Raw genomic sequence first — 18,195 nt, 5'->3', positions numbered from 1 at the left:
CTAACCTTCTAGAACGCCGTGAAAATTGTGGTTTCTTCTAATGGTTTTGGAGAGCTGAAACGTTTATCTATTAGAGAAGCGCCTTTTGGCGCTTTGTGTTTGCTTCAATCACCACACTTTGAGTGATTCGCGGACGTCAGCCTTATGATGCCCATTCTGTCGTGATGTTATACATTTCGCTTGTTAGTGGTGGGCGGCCCACCGTTTTTGGTATAATGGAGGCAAACATTGAATCAGGAAGGATGGCGTCAGTGAAAACGGCAATTGTCACGGATAGTACGGCTTATCTCCCAAAAGAGGTGCGCGAGAGGCTCGGTATTCGCTTAATTCCGCTCAGCGTCATCTTTGGGGAGGAAACGTATCGCGAAGAAATTGACATGACTGCAGATGAATTTTTCGCGAAAATGAAGCAACACCCGACCTTGCCGACGACGTCCCAACCAGCAGTCGGCGAGTTTGTCGACTTGTTCACTGCCCTTCGCGAGGAAGGATATGATGCTGTCATCAGCATTCACTTATCAAGCGGCATTAGCGGCACGTATCAAGGGGCGGTTACGGCGGGGACGATGGTCGACGGCTTGCGCGTTTTGGCGTACGATTCGGAAATCAGCTGCATGGCGCAAGGGTTTTATGCCATGGAAGCAGCGGAAATGGCGCAAGCAGGTCGCACCCCAGAGGAGATCATCGCCCGCTTAGACGAAATCAAGCAAACGTTGCGCGCCTATTTTATGGTCGATGACTTAGCTCACTTACAGCGGGGTGGGCGGCTGACTGGAGCGCAGGCGTTCATCGGCGGCCTGTTGCAAATCAAGCCACTCCTTCGCTTTGAAAACAAAGTGATCGTGCCGTTTGAAAAAATCCGCACACGCAAAAAAGCGGTGAAACGCATCGAAGAACTGTTCGCCGAAGACGCGGAAAAAGGCGTACCGCTGAAAGCCGCCGTCATCCACGCCAATCAGCTGGATGAAGCGGGTCGCTGGCGCGATGAACTGTCCGCTCGTTATCCGCACGTCGAGTTTTTCATCAGCTATTTCGGCCCCGTCATCGCCACCCATGTTGGCGAAGGGGCACTCGGGCTGACGTGGTACCAACCGTAAAGGTCACAGGCTAGCGGAATTCGGCTGCAAGCATTTGTTAGTCAATGTCAAAGGCAAGGCGGTGCTGTTCAGTGATGGTTCCACCTCGCACCGCCTTGTGCTTTAGTGAAGCATTGCTGTTTTTACGGACTTTAGAGAGGGATGAATGGTTATAGCAGTGCTTCTCAAATTGAAAACCCACCACCCCAGCTTCTCTTTTCTTCTAATGATCGAAGTTTCCCCATTTAGAAGAGCGACGAAAATCGCTCTGTCTATCATCGACGATGGCTGAACGTTCCAGCGATCAAGATGTTCTTATTGGAAAATGTTTTTTGTGCCGCATGTCGGATGAAATCCTTTTTCGAGGGCTAGTGAAAAACCTTCATGTTCCCATCGAGCAGCGGTTTGGACGGAAGCAAAGGTTAAAGTTTGTGGCCGTTTTCCATTCAAGAAATTTCTTGATTCTAATCAATCACTGTTCCTCTAGAATACTGACGAAAACCGCCTGTTTGTTTCAAGAACGCAAACTCGAAGAAAGCCGTGTGTTATGTTTTTTTCATTTCAAACATCTCCTATACAAACACCGTGACTTATGAAGCCACTGACTTTCTAGGAGTGTGTAGCAAGCTCTCCATCGTGATCCGCATGTTTCTTCACTTTGGATGACACAATTTGTCGAGCCGTTTTCATTCCTTAAAAACATTGTCAATATTTCCCCGGGAATTTTGTCGAAAAAAGCTAATTGCTGCAAGAATACTACCCATATGTCGAATGAAAAAGGGGGGATCATGATTGTCTGTTTCTTCACCGCTTATAGCATCGCTATACGGTCAGCGGATTCCGCGAGAACAACTCCCATTTTCCCATGCCGATATTGAGACCGCCTTGCGTGTTGGTTCGCTTCATGAACAGTCAGGTTTGATCAAAACACCCCGTGGTTGGCGCTGTGTGCGCTGTGGAAATGATGAACGGTCATGGTTCGCTTCATTTCCGTGCGCTCGCTGTGGGACGAATTGTTGTTATTGTCGCAAATGTTTGATGATGGGTCGCATCAGTTCTTGCACCCGCTTGGTACATGTGACGATGTCGCTTCCGTCAGAACGATATGCAGCGCCGCTCGCTTGGAACGGAACGCTATCCGCCGCTCAGGAGGAGGCGGCTATGGAGGTCAAACAGGCAGTTCTCAACAGGAGGGAGCTGCTTGTTTGGGCTGTATGCGGGGCGGGAAAAACGGAGATTTTGTTTCCCGCCATCGCCGCCGCATTGAAGGAAGGTTGGCGTGTCTGCCTCGCCACGCCAAGAATTGATGTCGTCCGCGAGCTCGCTCCCCGCTTTCGCCAAGCGTTTCCTCGCGTTCCGCTCGCCGTTTGGTACGGAGGAAGCGAGGAGCGCGGGCAGATCGCCCCGCTCGTTCTTTCCACTACCCACCAACTGTTGCGTGCGTATCGTGTGTTTGATGTCATGATCATCGATGAAGTCGATGCATTTCCGTATTCGGTTGAACCGATGCTGGAATATGCTGTCAGTCAGACACGGAAAGAACAATCGAGCCTCATTTATTTAACCGCCACCCCATCCCGAGCTTGGCAACTTGACGTTCAGCGTGGCAAGCGGCAAGCCGCTGTCATCCCCGCCCGCTACCACGGCCATCCACTTCCTGTCCCATCGTTCGAATGGTGCGGAAACTGGCGCAAACGGCTCGAGCGCGGCCGTTTGCCCGAAAACGTCCTCGCTTGGGTTCTTCGTCGTTTGGAACAAAGAAAGCAAGCGTTTTTGTTCGTCCCACACATCGATGAATTGGAAGCGGTCACTCGCCTGTTGCAGCGGGTGGACGCTCGCATCGTTGGTGTTCACGCTGAAGCCCCCGCCCGCGCTGAATATGTGCAGGCATTTCGCGATGGGAGCGTACCGCTGTTGGTCACAACGACGATCCTTGAACGAGGTGTGACCGTGCCCAACATCGATGTCGCCGTCCTTGGCGCGGAAGACCGAATTTTTACGGAAAGCGCCCTCGTCCAAATTGCGGGCCGCGTCGGGAGAAGCGCCGCATTTCCCGATGGGGACGTCCGCTTTTTCCACCATGGGAAAACAACCGAGATGGTACGGGCGCACCGCCACATTGTCCGCATGAACGATACAGCGCAGAAAAGGGGGCTATTGCATCGATGAATTGTCTTCTTTGCCATTCCTCGTACAACCCGATCGCCAGCTGGCGCCAACTTCTTTTTCTCGAAGACGTTGATGTCCTTTGCCCGCGTTGCCGCGGTTCGTTTGCGCTCATTGACGGCCGTCTTTGCGAGATGTGCGGCCGTCCGCTCGACGAGGCGTCGCCTTCTCCATGTGCTGACTGTCTCCACTGGCAAGAAGATGAGCAGTGGGGTGGGGTGCTTGTCAAAAATCGCTCTGTGTACGTATACAACGACTGGATGAAAGAAGTCGTTACCTTATGGAAATTTCGTGGCGATTACGCCATTGTCGATGCGTTTCGCCGCCCGTTTGTCCACGCGTTTCGTCAATCGTTCGGGCGCGAGTGGCACATCGTGCCGATTCCGCTAAGCCCCGAGCGTCTGTACGAACGAGGTTTCAACCAAGCAGAAGCGCTCGCCCGCCTGCTTCCATTTCCGTCCTTTCCTTGGCTTGCCCGCAAACATTCCGAAAAACAATCGAAAAAATCGCGCCGCGAGCGACTGGAGACGGACAATCCATTTTTCCTCACCGACTGCCCACCGCTCACAGGGAAACGAATCGTCCTCATCGATGATATTTACACAACCGGCATCACCGTTCGCCACGCGGCCCGCGTTTTACGTGAAGCTGGGGCGACTGAAGTGGGATCACTGACGCTAGTGAGGGCGTGAGCAGGCTAAACATTCGCTTGTTGGATGCCGATATAAACAGTAGCAACCGATCGAGCGGAGAGTGAACGGATATGGAAATTCGTAGCATTGTTATGAAACAAGCGATGATAGCATCTGACCAGCCAGTTGTGCTGCAAAAAGGTGAAACGTATGATGCGGTGATCAAGGAGAAAAAAGGCAGCGAAGCGGTCGTCCATCTCAAAGGAACGGATGTGCGGGTTCGGGCAGAAGGGAAGTGGCCGCACGAAGGGCGTGTGATGATCCAGATCGTCGGTGAACAAGATAGGGTGCCTGTGGCGCGAATCGTTTCCCGCCCGCAACCAGAGGCAAATGAACAAGTGACTCGTTCTTCTGCCTATGAACCATTAACTACGGAACTGAGGCAAGTCGGAGCTTGGCTGCAAAAACACGGACAATCGCTCACGAAAGAGACAGTTTCTATCTTACAAACGTTTTTCACCGAAGCTCCAGGCACCGTAGAGCAGAAGTTAGAAACTGTTCGCGCTGTCATCAATAAAAAACTGGAACTGACGAGTACTCACCTTGTCGCTGTTCATGAGGCACTGCATGGAAAACCGTTAGGAGAACAATTAGCCGAGATTGCTAACAACCTCGATCCTTCCTTTACGTTAACCAAACGAGAAGAACAAGGAGCGGCGAAAGAGACGACGCAAAACCTGACCGTTGGATTAGAGCGTCAAGGAGGCCGGACGGAAAAGGCACCAATCAACGGAGCAGCCGACCTCCTCCGACAAGTACGCGAACAAGTCACCCGTGAGCCGAACTTATCGAAAGCAGTGGAGTATGTCCGCCAACAAGTCGATCACGCACCGAATGTAGATCGGAATGTGGCGGAACAAGTGGATCGCGCGTTGCATGAAGTTGTTCAACTGCAGAGGCAAGAGCGGGAAAGCGAAGCTTGGATGCGGTTAAATGAGGCATTGGTGAAGGCGGAACAAGCCGTTCGCGCTTTGGAAACGACCGTCCGAGCCGTGAATGATGTCTTCCGACCGTCGCCAGGGTTAATGAAGCAAATTCAGGCCATCCGAACGGAAGCTGTTCGTACACCAAATTTGTCGAATACGCTGTCCCAGGTTCAAAAGCTGCTCGCTGAACACAGCGAGTTGCCAGGGGATATCCGTCAAAAAATAGAAACGGTGTTAAAAGAAACAATGTGGTTGCAACGATCTGGCCAACATGCAGCGGCGAGGGCTCATCTTGTCCGTCAACTGGATCAAATCGAGTCGATAGCAGCTAATGGACGATCGTCGGTTTTCCAACCGCCGTCTCCTGTTAATGAGACGAAAGCGCCATTCAAGATGACAGCGGTTGACCATATATCGGTTTCATTGGAGATGACAGAGGGGGCAGGACAGGAAGGAACTTCACGGCGTTTCCCCGCTCCATTGTTGGAGCAATCGGGTGATATCGACGCTATCGGAGGCGGATTGCGGCATGCCGCCTCTCTGGCGAACAGCCCAAATGAAGCGGTAGATGATGCGGCGAATATCGAGCAACCGATCGAACAACTGCATGAAGCCATTCGTCGAGCGATCAAATCGCTACAACAAGAGCCGCATTTGGAAAAAGCGTTGGATGCCGTTGGAACGGATATCGCGGAAGCATTCCGCACTCATCCTCACTGGGAACAAGCATGGGCTGATTCGCTTGCCAGTGCGCGAAAGCTGATGGAAAAAGGACGGGAGCTCGCCGCGCGGCAGACAGTATTGAAAACGTTAAATGAGATTGAAACGTCGATCCCATCCACGTCAACTGAGCGCTCGTTGGATGTCGACAGACTATTTGACGGGGCATGGCAAGCGTCCTTGTCGCTTGAATCGAAACAGTTTCTCGTGCAAACGGTCACGAAAAAAATGGCGCAAGCCGCGCTTGATTTCAAAAACGTGAAGCGCGATGTAATGCGCCAGTTAGAGACGGTAGCGCAGTTGACGGAAAACAAAAGCCCCGCCACCCGCTTACAAGCTACATCGATGTTGGAAATGGCGATCAAACAATTGGATAACGCCATTTTAAAAAGCGACATCATGCTGTTTACCGATATGGCGACGGAAAAACAGTTGATGAAAGCCAGCTCCGCGCTCGCTGAGGCGAAAAAACGGCTTCGCCAAGGTGATTCAGTTGGAGCACGGAACATCGTGAATGAAGTGAAGAACATGTTAGCGAATCTTGTGTTCAAACCGTCCGAGGCGAAGGTGAAACATTTTGTGATGATGCAAGGTGACACAACAGCCGATTCATCCAAAGTGTTTCTGGAACAAATGAACCAAGTCATGCAACCGCCAGCGGATGGTCCATCGGCGCGGCACGTGTTTGATACGATTCGTCGTCTAGGCTTGACGCATGAGTATGAAGCCGCTGAATGGCTCGTATTTAAGGGGAACCAAGAAGAATCGGCATCGCAAAATATGAAGGAAGTGCTTTTGTGGCTGGCGCAAAGTGGAAATGAATCCGTTGCGCGGCAAGCGGAGCAAGCGTTAACGAATTTGACCGGACAGCAGCTGTTAAACAAGTGGGATGGCACGGCGGGGTGGCAAAGCTTTTTCTTCACATTGCCACTGTTATGGCGAAACGAAGTTCAGAACGTCAACGTCTATGTCAATGGCCGCCAACATGGCGAACAAATCGATTGGGAAAACTGCCAGTTGTATTTTCTGCTAGAAACGAGAAAGCTAGGGGATCTCGGCATTTTGCTTCATGCGAATGAACGGAATTTATCGATTACGCTTCGCAACGATCGTGACGATTTTGCTGAAAAAGCGAAGCCATTCATCGACATGGCGAAAGAGAGATTGGAAGAGATCGGCTACCGGGTTACAGCGGTAAACGTGACGAAACTGACGAATGAGGTTCAGCGGAAAGACGAACAACCTTCACCAGTTCCAACAGCTCGTCCGTATAGACGATTTGCCGAAAGAGGGTATGATTGGACCATATGATGACGGCCTATTTTAACCAAAAAAAGCGAAAACAAATGAACGGTCCGACGGCGGCGGTTATTCGCTATGACGAAACGAGCGGCCAGGCGCCGACCGTCGTCGCTCAAGGAAGCGGACATGTAGCGCAAAAGATTATTGAGCTCGCTAAGCAACATCACGTCCATATTCAAGAAGACCCACTGCTCGTGCAACATTTGTTACAGCTTGATCTCGGGGATCGCATCCCTCCGCAGCTGTACGCGGTCATTGCCGAAATATTGATTTTGATTGAAGAAATTGAAAAAAACCATTAAACATTGGTGATAGACAACCGATATAAATGACAGAGGGCCAATGGGGGTGTATGGCGTTGGACTTTTTAACCGAAGAATGGATTTATCAGAAAAATTCGCAACAACTGACAGCGTTGTTATATGAAGGATTGATGGAATGTTTGGAAGAGGCCATCACGGCCATGAAACAAAAAGACCATTGGAAAGCGAACAAACAGCTCCAAAAAGGAAACGACATCCTTCGCCGGCTTGGTGCGGGATTGCGCTATGACGCTGGCATCATCGCCCATCAGTTGGATGCACTCTATAACTATATGGCGGAGCGCCTCATTGAGGCCAATATGAAAAAAGACGTCACAGCTGTCCAAGAAGTGTTGCAGCTGACGACGACGATTGCTACAGCGTGGAATGAAGCGCTAAAAAGCGGCATTTCATCGGTGCAGCCAGTGCATAAGCAAAAAGCCGCGGCTTACGAACAATTCATCACCTATGAGAAATAAAAAACAAAGGAGCGAATGTCTATGAGAATCAATCATAACATTCAAGCACTCAACGCCTACCGCAACTTGGCGGCCAATCAATCGAGCATTTCGAAAAACTTGGAGCGCCTCTCCTCTGGTTTGCGCATCAACCGTGCGGCTGACGACGCAGCGGGGCTTGCCATTTCGGAAAAAATGCGCTCGCAAATTCGCGGCCTGCAAATGGCGGAACGGAACGCGCTCGATGCGATTTCGCTCATCCAAACGGCGGAAGGGGCGTTAAACGAAGTCCACAGCATCCTGCAGCGGATGCGCGAGCTGGCTGTGCAGGCGGCGAATGATACGAATACGTCTGAAGACCGAGAAGCGATTCAAAAGGAAATCAATCAGTTGACATCTGAAATTAACCGGATTGCCAACTCCACCGAATACAATACGAAAAAATTGCTCAATGAGTCCGTTTCCAGCCAAGCGAGAAGTGTGCAAATTGCTCAAGGTAGCTTTTCAGCAGGCGGCACAACAATCGATGGAGCGAGCCTGAAGCTGGACCCGGAAAGCACGATGGTGGCTGGAAATTATAAAGTGAAAATCGAAGATGTTGCTACGAAGTCAATACAAAGCACAGGACCAGCTGCCGGCGGGGTGCAACAAATCACACTGGATGCAACATCAAACTTGACGGTCGGTAATACATACGGGGTGAAAATCGAACAGCAAGATGTGAAAGTTATTACAAACAATCCGGGATCGTCGCCGGCCATTGATACGGTATCGATCGCGCCGAACTCCCCGTTAAGCGATGGAACAGTGAATCTCGTGATCCGTCGCACGAATACTGTGAACAACTTCCAATCAGGTGGCACGGGTCTGACAGGAGTGCAAGTTTCGGCCTCTGCAGATCTAGATCCAAATGATACGTTTGTGATAGAAACAAAGTCCCAAGCTTCTGGTGTGCAAAACGGGACGGCCAATGGTCTATATATTACGAATGTCAATATTGACTCTAGCAAATTTTCACTAAAAGGTGAAGATTTCCGGCTCGTCTATACAGAAACGTCACCAGGATCCGGCCAGTTCACGGTAACTTTGCAAGATAAAAACGGGAATGATTTATCCCAAGCGGTCATCTTAGATAATAACCAACAAAACTACGAGTTTTATGATTTATCTGGCAACAAACTTGGTGTTTCCTTTACGACGATTTCCGGTATCAACGGAACACTAGCGGCAGCAAGTGAAAACGGAAAATACAATGAATTTGATATTGATATTGCGCTGTCTTTAAAGAAAAATGGCACGCAAATCGGAACGGCTGTCATCACTCCGACAGATGGGACGGCTGGCAATGTGACCATTAACGGTTCGGATGGGATTAGCTACACAATCAATCATAACGGATATGCCAGCACGAACATCAATCGAACAGCAACGTTCGGCATACAGAGTATGCTTTCATACTCGACCGATGGAGCGACGTTCACGACGTTTAATGCAGGTGACAATCTGACCTTAAATGGCGGCATTTTCGTTGATACAGCCGACAATATCACTGATTATACGACAGGGGATACGACCGTGCAGATTGACGTTGGCACGACGTCATCGTATACAGCCACGCTGGTTGATGACGTGGGAAACGCACTGTCCGGCGTACCGATGCTCGTCGTTGACAATAACGGCGTGTATTCGTTTGGCAGCGGCACAGGCGTTTCGTTTACGACTGACACATTGTCAGCAGGAACACGGACGTTTACAGTAGGGGCAACCATTGCGACAAAAGCAACGTTAAGCACGAACGGCGTTGAGGTTGAGACGTTGAACAATATCGCCCCGAATACGACATTGCGTTTCCAAAACGGCGATCTGACGATGAATATCGGTGCGCTAACGAATGGTGAAGCTTCCTTTACGATCACAGGAGGGACGAACGACCAGTCGCTGAAAATTCAAATCGGCGCGAATGAAGGACAAATGCTCAGTGTTGGTATTGACGATATGCGTGCGCTCGCGTTAAAACTTTCCGGCAACAGCGCCGGTGGAACGGTTTCATTTACAAACCATTTAGGGGAGACCGTCACCGCCTACTATACGAACACGGCTGGCGTCAACAATGACGGCGTGACCGAATATGCCCTCGACGTCACGACGCATGAAAAAGCGACATCGGCCGTAAAAGTCTACGATTACGCAATCTCTCGGGTATCAGAGCAACGTTCGAGCTTAGGTGCCGTCCAAAATCGCCTTGAGCACACGATCAATAACTTGAAAACAGCGGAAGAAAACTTGACCTCATCTGAATCCCGCATCCGTGATACGGATATGGCGATGGAGATGGCGGAGTTTACGAAAAACAACATTTTGACGCAAGCGGCGCAGGCGATGCTCGCGCAATCGAACCAGCTGCCGCAAGGGATTTTGCAGCTGCTAAAAAGCTAATTGAGTCCGCAGTGGGCGGGGCAATAACGCCTCGCCCTTTTGCTATGATTGTGCGATAATGGTCATAACAAGAGGTGAAAGGCAATGGAAGTGCAAAAAGTAACGCGCGCCAGTATCGCGAACGTCAGCCGCAAGGACAACACGGCGATGGAATCGGTGTCATTTACTGAGGTGATGGCGAAGACGCGCCGGGATGGCCTATGGGAGCGGATCAACGAGCAAGTCCGACAAATCGAAGAACAAGGGAAAAAGCTTGCTGAATCGCGGACCGTTGAAGATTTGCGCAAATATAAGCAGCTCGTTCGATCCTTTTTGGATGACGCCGTGAAAAACGGCCTCCAGCTGGAAGAACAGCGCGGATTCAGCCGTGGCGGACGGGCACGCATCTATAAACTTGTTAAAGAGGTTGACCAAAAGCTGATTGAATTAACGAACGAAGTGTTGAAAAAAGAACAAAAAGGGTTGGACATTCTACGGCTTGTCGGCGAGATTCAAGGGCTCATTATTAATATTTATACGTAACCGTTTGATTGGGCAATCGGGAGGGGAAAACGGTGGCGGAATTAGCGAACTGCACCAAGTGCGGGCGGTTGTTTGTTAGAATGTCGACTCGTGACGTTTGTGAATCATGTTATCAAGAGGAAGAACGACAGTTCGAACGTGTCTACACGTTTTTGCGCAAACGGGAAAACCGAACGGCAACGATGGCGCAAATCGTCGAGGCGACAGGAGTGGCAGAAAAGCTCATTACGAAATGGATTCGCGAAGGACGGCTGCAGCTCGTTCGCTTCCCGAATCTGACCTATCCTTGCGAATCGTGCGGGACGATGATTCGTGAGGGACGGCTGTGCGCCAACTGTTTAGGCAAGCTGCAGAAAGATTTACGCCAAATGGAGGAGAGAAAAGACCAGAATGCCCGTTCGCGCTACATCACTTATTACATTCAAGAACAAGAAGATAAAAATAAAAAGAACTAAACATTTTCACCAACGTTCCGATATAAACGATAGCACGATATGAACAGCGCCGGTCAAGCGAGGTGAACGCGATGAAAATCCACCATATTGGTCCGATGAACGTCAATCCGTATCAACGCCAACTGACCAAAACCGAGCGGTTAGCGGCAAGGAAGGCGTCTGGAGACCAAGTGGAAATTTCGAAAGAAGCGAAGGAGCTGCAAGAAGCGGCAAGCTGGGAACAGGCGCGGCAGGCGAAACTTGATGAGCTACGTCAACAAATCGAAAACGGTACGTATACGGTCGACCCGAAGGTGGTCGCGAAACGGATGATCGACTATTACCGAAATCACCGATAAAGGAAGCGGTTCGTGATGACATTTGCCGAACTCATTCATCTATTGCGGACACATGCCGAGCTGCATGAAAGCTTGTTAGTGCTAGCGCGGCGGAAAACGGAAGTGTTGAAGAAAAACGACATTGAGGCACTATCGGCACTTCTTGCCGATGAACAAAAGCATCTTTTTGCCATTCGTCAACTCGAAGAACGGCGGCGGCGCTGGCTGAAGGAGAGGCTTGGTGACGAGACGGTGACGATCGCCGCATGCCAAGCGATGGCGAACGGGGAAGAGCGCCAACAGTTGCGCGAGTGCGGAGATCGGCTGAGGGCGGCGGTCAACGCGTTGTCCGAGGCCAATGAGTTAAACCGCCAGCTCATTGAGCAGTCGCTCCAGTTCGTTACGGCCATGAGCGAGACATTCGCCCCAACCCCGTCCACTTACAGCCGCACACAAGAGTACGCGCCATCGCCAGACCGCCCGCTGTTTGAATCGAAAGCGTGAGGGGGAGAACGATGCTCTCGACATTCCACGGACTAGAAGCCGCTCGGCGCGCCATGATGGCCCAGCAAGCGGCGTTGTATACGACAGGACATAATATTGCCAATGCCAATACGGAAGGATACACACGCCAGCGTGTTCAACTCGAGGCGACAACGCCGTTCCCAACGCCTGGGCTCAATCGCCCGAACATCCCGGGGCAAATGGGGACAGGGGTGGAGGCGGCATCGGTCGAACGGGTGCGTGAATACTTTTTGGACATCCAATACCGCGGCGAAAACAGTAAGCTCGGCTACTGGGAAGCACGCGCCGACGCGGTGGCGAAAATGGAAGACATTATGAACGAACCGTCCGACAGCGGACTCGCGAAAACGATGGACCAGTTTTGGCAAGCCCTCCAAGACTTGAGCACCCACCCGGAAAACGAAGGGGCGCGCTCTGTCGTCCGCCAGCGCGGTCTTGCCGTCGTCGAGACGTTCCATTATTTATCGAATTCACTGACGCAAATCCGTACGGACATCGGCACGCAAATCGGGGTGACGGTGACGAAGATCAATTCTATTCTGGACCAAATCAGCAAATTAAACGCACAAATCGCCGAAATCGAGCCGAACGGCTATTTGCCGAACGACTTATATGACGAGCGCGATCGGTTGGTTGACGAGCTCTCGAAGTTCATCGATATTCAAGTCGAGAAACACCCCGTTGGTGGCAACGCCTTGCCAGCGGCGGAAGGGATGTATGATGTATATATCCTCAACGGCAATGAAAAAGTGTATCTCGTCCAAGGACGTACAGCTTCGTCTATTTCCTTCCCGGATGGCAGTGACGTGGATGGTGATGGTGTAAAGGAAATGCCGCCTGATACAGGTGTTGGAGCACTTGACATTGGCGGAACGGCCGTGTCGTTTTCCACTCTTCCGAACGGTAAGTTGCGCGGGCTGATCGAAGGATATGGATACTACGAAAACGGGGCCAACGGGAACGTGAAAGGACTGTATCCGGAGATGCTCGCCAATTTGGACAAACTCGCTTATACGTTTGGCACGTTGTTTAACGCTGTCCACGAACAAGGCTATGGATTGAACGGAAACAAGGGGCTTGCGTTTTTTTCCGGACTTGACCAAGTGAACGGTGCGGCGAAAACAATTGCGCTTGCCTCGGATATCGATGATTTGGACAACATCGCCGCGGCGACGAGAGACAAGGAGTCAGGAAACGGCAACAACGCCATCAATCTCGCCAACGTCCGCAGCTTGCTTTTATCCAACACAACCGTTTCGCTGCAAGATGGGATCTCGGTGGATCTTGCCTCGCTCGGATTGCCGCTTACCTCAGGCACGATTGAAACGAACTACCAAGGCTGGATTGGGCAGCTTGGCGTCGCTGGCGAGCAGGCGAATCGGATGAAAAGTAATAGCGAAACGTTGCGCCAGTCGGTGGAAGAAAGGCGACAATCGGTAAGCGCGGTGTCGCTTGATGAAGAGATGATGAACATGATCAAATTCCAGCACGCCTATAACGCTGCGGCGCGCCAAATTACCGCGATTGACGAGATGCTTGATAAAATTATCAACGGTATGGGTGTGGTCGGAAGGTAGGTGAAGAGGATGCGCATTACACAAAGCATGTTAGCGAATAATATGTTGAAACAAATCACCCGCAGCTACGAAAAGTTAGATCAATATCAAACCCAATTGTCGACGGGCAAAAAAATCACCCGCCCGTCCGACGATCCAGTCGTAGCGATGAAAGGGATCGCCTATCGCTCGAATTTGGCCGAAGTCGAGCAGTTTAAACGTAATTTCTCGGAAGCGTATAACTGGGTCGAAAACTCCGATGCGGCGCTCGATAAAGCGACGCAGGCGTTGCAGCGCATTCGCGAACTCATCGTTCAGGCAAGCAACGACACGTATGAAGAAACACAGCGCCAAGCGATCTCGCAAGAAATTAAGCAGTTGACTGAACATTTAGTGACGATCGCCAATACGAAAGTCGGCGACAAATATATTTTTAACGGCGCCCAAACGACCGAACCGCCCGTCACGGTGAACGCGGACGGGACGATCACCGTGTCAACGAATGACCAACAGTTGAACATCGAGTTGGCCAAAGGCGTTTACATTCCCGTCAACATTCCGCCTAGCACGGCGTTTGGGGCGGGCAACGGATTGTTTTCCGACTTGCAGGAGCTGGCTGCTTCTTTGGAAAATGCGAGTACGACAGGGGATGAATTGACGGGCTATTTGGACAAGCTCGACAACCATTTGACCCATTTGCTTGGCGTCCGCGCTGAACTTGGCGCGCGCATGAACCGGATCGAGCTGATGGAAGACCGCGTCGATGGACAACAAGTAATCGCGGAAAAAATATTGTCGGACAACGAAGACGTTGATCTTGAGAAAGTCATCATTGACTTGAAAACGCAAGAAAGCGTCCACCGCGCCGCGTTGGCGGTCGGCGCGCGCATCATTCAGCCGACGCTGGTTGACTTTTTGCGCTAAGCTAGCGTTTCGTTGATGGGTCGTCTAGTTTTTCACGCCCAAGCCTAGCGGTCACTGTTTCTTTTCGCGCGGTGGTGTCCATCCAACCTTCGAAAGGAGGAAAGACATGCGTGTCCCACAACTGAGGATGGAAGCGACGTATGCGAGGTTGGCGATTTCGACGACACCCGCGCGGCTTGACATCACCCAACCGCCCGCCGAGCTGACGATTGAACAGCCGCCTGCAGAGATGAACATCGCTTCTGTTCCTGCGCGCTTGACGATCGACCAGTCACGGGCATGGGCGGCGATGAACAATAAGCATGTGTTTGAGTTCATTCGGGATGGCGCCGAAGATGGTCGGCAAGCCGTGCTCAACTATATCGCCCGCACCGCCAGCCAAGGTGATGAGCTGATGCGCATTGAAAATGGCGGTAACCCGATCGTCGACCAAGCCGTCGTAAACAGTGAAGCCCCGCCACTTGAGTTCAATATCGCCTTCGTTCCGCCGCCGTTCAGCGTCAAGATTGGCTACGAACCTGGGCGGCTTGACATCGATTGGCGCATCCAACCGCCGCGTATCGATGTGAAACGACATGAGCCGATCATCCGCTACCAGCGGGGAGCGGTTCGAATCGATCTCGCCCAACGCCCGTCGCTTCACATTGACGTCGTCATTTGACAAAGCAGGAGGAACGATTCATGAACATCGACACCAAATACCATGGAACCGTGGCGGTGAAGGAAGAAGACATCATCTGCTTCCCCCACGGCCTGCCCGGATTCGCAAACGAGAAGCGGTTCGTCCTTCTCCCGCTTGCCGACGCGCCGTTTGTCATCTTGCAGTCGGTCGACACGCCCGCGCTCGGGTTTGTGTTGATCGAGCCGTTCTCGTACTTTCCGTCGTACGAATTTGAACTCGACGAGACAACCGTCGAACAGCTTGAGATCGAAAGCGAACGCGACATCGCGGTGTATGTCATCCTTACCGTCGCCGATCCGTTTGACCATACGACCGCCAACTTGCAGGCGCCTGTGGTTATCCATGTCTGCAAACGACTCGGCAAGCAAGTCATTTTAACGAACACCACGTACCGAACGAAACATCGCCTCTTCCCAGAAAAAGTGGCGAAATAAGGAGGCGGCCCGATGCTTGTCCTAACGCGCAAACTGAAAGAAGCGATTCAAATCGGCGATGACATCGAAATCACCGTCCTCGCCATCCAAGGCGACCAAGTGAAGCTCGGCATCAATGCACCGAAGCACATCGACATCCACCGCAAAGAAGTGTACCTCGCCATTCAAGCGGAAAACAGCGCCGCCTCCGAAGCGTCTGACGCGTCGCTCGCCGCACTGACCGCCAAGCTGAATCAATGGAAACGATCATAATCCCCAAGCGCCTAAATGGCGCTTTTTTTCGTCCAACCGAAAAATTTTTTCTCGTTTCCTATTAAACTTTCAAAAAACGAGCCGATATAAACAATGAGCGTGGCATATAGCGAAAGGCGGCCGACTTTCGCCATGTGCCAGCGCGTTCCACAAGGACGTGGAAAAAATCAGTTCAAGGAGGAAGAAGTCATGCGAATCAATCACAACATTTCAGCGTTGAACACGTATCGTCAACTAACGTTCAACAATACGCAGGCAGCGAAAAACATGGAAAAACTGTCTTCTGGTCTGCGCATTAACCGTGCGGGCGACGATGCGGCGGGTTTGGCGATCTCTGAAAAAATGCGGGGGCAAATTCGCGGGCTGGAAATGGCTTCGAAAAACTCTCAAGATGCGATTTCGTTGATCCAAACAGCGGAAGGAGCTTTAAACGAAACACACTCGATCCTTCAACGTATGCGAGAGTTGGCGGTACAAGCTGCGAACGATACGAATAATGATAAGGACCGTAAAGCATTGCAAGATGAAATGGATCAGTTGGCAAAAGAAATTAATCGTATTGCTAACAACACACAGTTTAACACAAAAGACTTGTTAAAAGGTGATTTTTCGACAACTGCTTTAAGTTTCCAAGTGGGAGCGAATCAGGGACAAGTCATTGAATTGAAAATCAATGCAATGACTGCCAAAGCTTTAGGGGTTTCTGCTGATGGTGATGAAACAGCAACGGGTTTAGATATTAGCACTCCAAGTGCTGACTTTTCGGCAGTTATTGTAAGTATTGATAATGCAATTCAAAAAGTATCTGATGAACGGGCAAAATTAGGGGCGTATCAAAATCGTTTAGAACATACAATCAATAACTTAGGAACATCTGCTGAAAACCTAACCGCTGCGGAATCTCGCATACGCGATGTAGACATGGCAAAAGAAATGATGGAGTTTACGAAAAACAATATTCTCATGCAGGCTTCTCAAGCGATGCTGGCTCAAGCAAATCAACAACCTCAGGCAATACTTCAATTATTACGATAATCTATTTGACGGGCAAACCTATGTTATGGGTTTGCCCTATAAAAATGTTTACTGCTTCAATCTTACTTAGCTCACATGTTTCTTTTTGAAAACCTACTTCGCAATGGATTCTTTACGGCAGTTGGTGAACATCCTCCACCAGTTTGGCTATTTCCGACGGGCCAATCGAAATGACGCAGCAGTGGCACCGGAACTGCTTTCGTCTTTGCAAGGATGGGGCATCGAGTTTGCACTTGGGGATGCCGCCTATGACAGTGAACAGATCCGTAAAACGGCCGAGCAATGGGACATCTTTTTCGTGTTCCCGATTAACCGACGCAATAGCGAGGAACGAAACGATGCCTATGGCTGGGGGATCCCCGTCTTCTTGAACACTCGATTTGGGAAGTGGCTGTTTGGTCTCCGTAGCACCATCGAACGAGTATTTAACCAATGAAAGATGAATGGGTTGGAACAACCTCGGTGGTACGGGCTTCATCGCTATCTATTACATGTGCAATTATGCATACTCATCCATCATTTTGCGTTTTTACTCTAGTTTTGCAATATTATCATTTTTAGTAATTTATAACTGTAAATAAGCGCTTATCAGAGACTTTTTCGAGAATGCTAATAAATTTTTGTATTTACATATAAAAGTATTTGATTTTAATAGAGAAAAACATAAAAAATTTGAGATCAAGATGTTTTCTTTGATGTATACTGCTTATTTACTTACTAGTGGATTCACGATATTCGCTAAGGTGTCGTCGAAACTTGTTAAAAAGGCCGCATGTCATTGTGGTATGATGAGCTGTTTTTGTAAACTAAAAAATGTATTAAATTGAAATTAAATGCATTTGATGTTTTGAATAATTATTCGTATCTATGATCGCTTGACATGGCCTCTCTGCAGGCATGATTTCTTGCAAAGAGGGCAAGCCACACTTATTATTAGGACTTTGCAAGGCAAAGTAGCCTATCATGCCCGCCACTCTATGTAAAGCGTTAATTATGCAAAAATTTATGCATAACCTTAATTGCCAAACACTACAAATATTAATTGTCATCAACAGCTAGAGGGAGAAAATTTATAAATATAGCAGGTATTGTCTAGCAATATTGGAATGATAAGCTAACTGATACAAGTTGTTCTTTGGTGCTTTTAAGAAATAAATAATTTTTTGCATCCCTGACAATGGTTGTTGGGAAAGCATCGGAGAAGTAACACTAGGTGTGATGAATATTGGTGTTTTTTAGAAAGTATTCTTTTATTCATATGAATCTGCAAGATGTAATAAGATCAGATATGTGCTGTATCGAGGGTATAACAAGACAAGATCAGGATTGATTTAGTCTTCTATGAAAATGTTACGAGTACCATGAGTTGCTGTTTTCATATCCAAACGAAAAGCAAAACTTGTTCATGGATTATT

General features: G+C 49.8%; 19 protein-coding genes. 18 read left to right on the top strand and 1 reads right to left on the bottom strand.

The window, feature by feature from the left end:
* The first annotated feature begins 251 nt into the window (after positions 1-251).
* The 16 genes from NSQ22_RS16660 (at position 252) to csrA (ending at position 15,745) form a co-directional block, all read left to right on the top strand.
* A complete protein-coding gene (locus NSQ22_RS16660) occupies positions 252-1,097 on the top strand; it encodes a DegV family protein (RefSeq protein WP_008880358.1) in 846 nt (281 codons plus the stop codon).
* A gap of 771 nt (positions 1,098-1,868) precedes the next feature.
* A complete protein-coding gene (locus NSQ22_RS16655) occupies positions 1,869-3,245 on the top strand; it encodes a DEAD/DEAH box helicase (RefSeq protein WP_035499366.1) in 1,377 nt (458 codons plus the stop codon).
* Positions 3,242-3,934 carry a ComF family protein gene (locus NSQ22_RS16650; RefSeq protein WP_008880356.1) on the top strand — a complete coding sequence of 231 codons (693 nt, stop codon included), beginning with the start codon at positions 3,242-3,244 and terminating at the stop codon, positions 3,932-3,934. Before NSQ22_RS16655 ends, NSQ22_RS16650 begins: the two co-directional genes overlap by 4 nt.
* A gap of 71 nt (positions 3,935-4,005) precedes the next feature.
* The gene (locus NSQ22_RS16645) at positions 4,006-6,891 is read left to right on the top strand and encodes a hypothetical protein (protein WP_339263889.1); all 2,886 of its coding nucleotides are present in this window, start codon (positions 4,006-4,008) and stop codon (positions 6,889-6,891) included.
* Positions 6,888-7,184 carry an EscU/YscU/HrcU family type III secretion system export apparatus switch protein gene (locus NSQ22_RS16640; RefSeq protein WP_008880354.1) on the top strand — a complete coding sequence of 99 codons (297 nt, stop codon included), beginning with the start codon at positions 6,888-6,890 and terminating at the stop codon, positions 7,182-7,184. Before NSQ22_RS16645 ends, NSQ22_RS16640 begins: the two co-directional genes overlap by 4 nt.
* A gap of 56 nt (positions 7,185-7,240) precedes the next feature.
* On the top strand, positions 7,241-7,663 hold the full coding sequence (gene fliS / locus NSQ22_RS16635) for a flagellar export chaperone FliS (protein WP_035499376.1): 423 nt from the start codon (positions 7,241-7,243) through the stop codon (positions 7,661-7,663).
* A 21-nt stretch (positions 7,664-7,684) separates the two neighbouring features.
* Positions 7,685-10,078: a flagellin gene (locus NSQ22_RS16630; RefSeq protein WP_339263887.1), complete on the top strand. Its 2,394-nt coding sequence runs from the start codon at positions 7,685-7,687 to the stop codon at positions 10,076-10,078.
* Positions 10,079-10,162: 84 nt separating this feature from the next.
* Positions 10,163-10,600 carry a YaaR family protein gene (locus tag NSQ22_RS16625; protein ID WP_008880351.1) on the top strand — a complete coding sequence of 146 codons (438 nt, stop codon included), beginning with the start codon at positions 10,163-10,165 and terminating at the stop codon, positions 10,598-10,600.
* 32 nt (positions 10,601-10,632) lie between these two features.
* Positions 10,633-11,055 carry a TIGR03826 family flagellar region protein gene (locus tag NSQ22_RS16620; RefSeq protein ID WP_011888210.1) on the top strand — a complete coding sequence of 141 codons (423 nt, stop codon included), beginning with the start codon at positions 10,633-10,635 and terminating at the stop codon, positions 11,053-11,055.
* Between the two features lie 71 nt (positions 11,056-11,126).
* Entirely contained in the window at positions 11,127-11,393 is a 267-nt protein-coding gene (gene flgM, locus NSQ22_RS16615; protein ID WP_099233164.1) for a flagellar biosynthesis anti-sigma factor FlgM, read from the top strand.
* Positions 11,394-11,408: 15 nt separating this feature from the next.
* The gene (locus tag NSQ22_RS16610; protein ID WP_008880348.1) at positions 11,409-11,876 is read left to right on the top strand and encodes a flagellar protein FlgN; all 468 of its coding nucleotides are present in this window, start codon (positions 11,409-11,411) and stop codon (positions 11,874-11,876) included.
* An 11-nt stretch (positions 11,877-11,887) separates the two neighbouring features.
* Positions 11,888-13,474 (top strand): flagellar hook-associated protein FlgK, encoded by a 1,587-nt coding sequence (gene flgK / locus NSQ22_RS16605; RefSeq protein ID WP_339263885.1) that lies wholly within the window; start codon positions 11,888-11,890, stop codon positions 13,472-13,474.
* Positions 13,475-13,483: 9 nt separating this feature from the next.
* Entirely contained in the window at positions 13,484-14,377 is an 894-nt protein-coding gene (flgL, locus tag NSQ22_RS16600; protein ID WP_339263883.1) for a flagellar hook-associated protein FlgL, read from the top strand.
* Positions 14,378-14,483: 106 nt separating this feature from the next.
* Complete coding sequence (locus NSQ22_RS16595; RefSeq protein WP_339263882.1) at positions 14,484-15,038, top strand: DUF6470 family protein; 555 nt, start codon at positions 14,484-14,486, stop codon at positions 15,036-15,038.
* Between the two features lie 20 nt (positions 15,039-15,058).
* On the top strand, positions 15,059-15,493 hold the full coding sequence (gene fliW / locus NSQ22_RS16590; protein ID WP_339263881.1) for a flagellar assembly protein FliW: 435 nt from the start codon (positions 15,059-15,061) through the stop codon (positions 15,491-15,493).
* 12 nt (positions 15,494-15,505) lie between these two features.
* Positions 15,506-15,745 carry a carbon storage regulator CsrA gene (gene csrA, locus NSQ22_RS16585; protein ID WP_339263880.1) on the top strand — a complete coding sequence of 80 codons (240 nt, stop codon included), beginning with the start codon at positions 15,506-15,508 and terminating at the stop codon, positions 15,743-15,745.
* Between the two features lie 11 nt (positions 15,746-15,756).
* On the opposite strand, the gene NSQ22_RS16580 is transcribed toward csrA, so the two are convergent.
* Positions 15,757-15,879, bottom strand: a complete 123-nt coding sequence (locus NSQ22_RS16580; protein WP_339263879.1) for a hypothetical protein — start codon at positions 15,877-15,879, stop codon at positions 15,757-15,759.
* 55 nt (positions 15,880-15,934) lie between these two features.
* Between NSQ22_RS16580 and hag the strand changes: the two genes are divergently transcribed.
* A complete protein-coding gene (gene hag / locus NSQ22_RS16575) occupies positions 15,935-16,780 on the top strand; it encodes a flagellin Hag (RefSeq protein ID WP_339263878.1) in 846 nt (281 codons plus the stop codon).
* 124 nt (positions 16,781-16,904) lie between these two features.
* Positions 16,905-17,216, top strand: a complete 312-nt coding sequence (locus tag NSQ22_RS16570; RefSeq protein ID WP_339264650.1) for a transposase — start codon at positions 16,905-16,907, stop codon at positions 17,214-17,216.
* The last annotated feature ends 979 nt before the right edge of the window (positions 17,217-18,195 follow it).

The sequence above is a fragment of the Geobacillus sp. FSL K6-3411 genome (assembly GCF_037965715.1).
GTDB lineage: Bacteria > Bacillota > Bacilli > Bacillales > Anoxybacillaceae > Geobacillus > Geobacillus thermodenitrificans.
The sequence above is the reverse complement of the archived record's forward strand: the minus strand, read 5'-3'. Positions and strand labels throughout refer to the sequence as shown.

Bases quoted from the DNA above. Each gene is read 5' to 3' on its own strand.
- NSQ22_RS16650 (WP_008880356.1), top strand. From the start codon at position 3,242: ATGAATTGTCTTCTTTGCCATTCCTCGTACAACCCGATCGCCAGCTGG.
- NSQ22_RS16645 (WP_339263889.1), top strand. From the start codon at position 4,006: ATGGAAATTCGTAGCATTGTTATGAAACAAGCGATGATAGCATCTGAC.
- NSQ22_RS16640 (WP_008880354.1), top strand. From the start codon at position 6,888: ATGATGACGGCCTATTTTAACCAAAAAAAGCGAAAACAAATGAACGGT.
- NSQ22_RS16630 (WP_339263887.1), top strand. From the start codon at position 7,685: ATGAGAATCAATCATAACATTCAAGCACTCAACGCCTACCGCAACTTG.
- NSQ22_RS16625 (WP_008880351.1), top strand. From the start codon at position 10,163: ATGGAAGTGCAAAAAGTAACGCGCGCCAGTATCGCGAACGTCAGCCGC.
- flgM (WP_099233164.1), top strand. From the start codon at position 11,127: ATGAAAATCCACCATATTGGTCCGATGAACGTCAATCCGTATCAACGC.
- NSQ22_RS16610 (WP_008880348.1), top strand. From the start codon at position 11,409: ATGACATTTGCCGAACTCATTCATCTATTGCGGACACATGCCGAGCTG.
- flgK (WP_339263885.1), top strand. From the start codon at position 11,888: ATGCTCTCGACATTCCACGGACTAGAAGCCGCTCGGCGCGCCATGATG.
- flgL (WP_339263883.1), top strand. From the start codon at position 13,484: ATGCGCATTACACAAAGCATGTTAGCGAATAATATGTTGAAACAAATC.
- NSQ22_RS16595 (WP_339263882.1), top strand. From the start codon at position 14,484: ATGCGTGTCCCACAACTGAGGATGGAAGCGACGTATGCGAGGTTGGCG.
- fliW (WP_339263881.1), top strand. From the start codon at position 15,059: ATGAACATCGACACCAAATACCATGGAACCGTGGCGGTGAAGGAAGAA.
- csrA (WP_339263880.1), top strand. From the start codon at position 15,506: ATGCTTGTCCTAACGCGCAAACTGAAAGAAGCGATTCAAATCGGCGAT.
- NSQ22_RS16580 (WP_339263879.1), bottom strand. From the start codon at position 15,879: ATGGCGAAAGTCGGCCGCCTTTCGCTATATGCCACGCTCATTGTTTAT.
- hag (WP_339263878.1), top strand. From the start codon at position 15,935: ATGCGAATCAATCACAACATTTCAGCGTTGAACACGTATCGTCAACTA.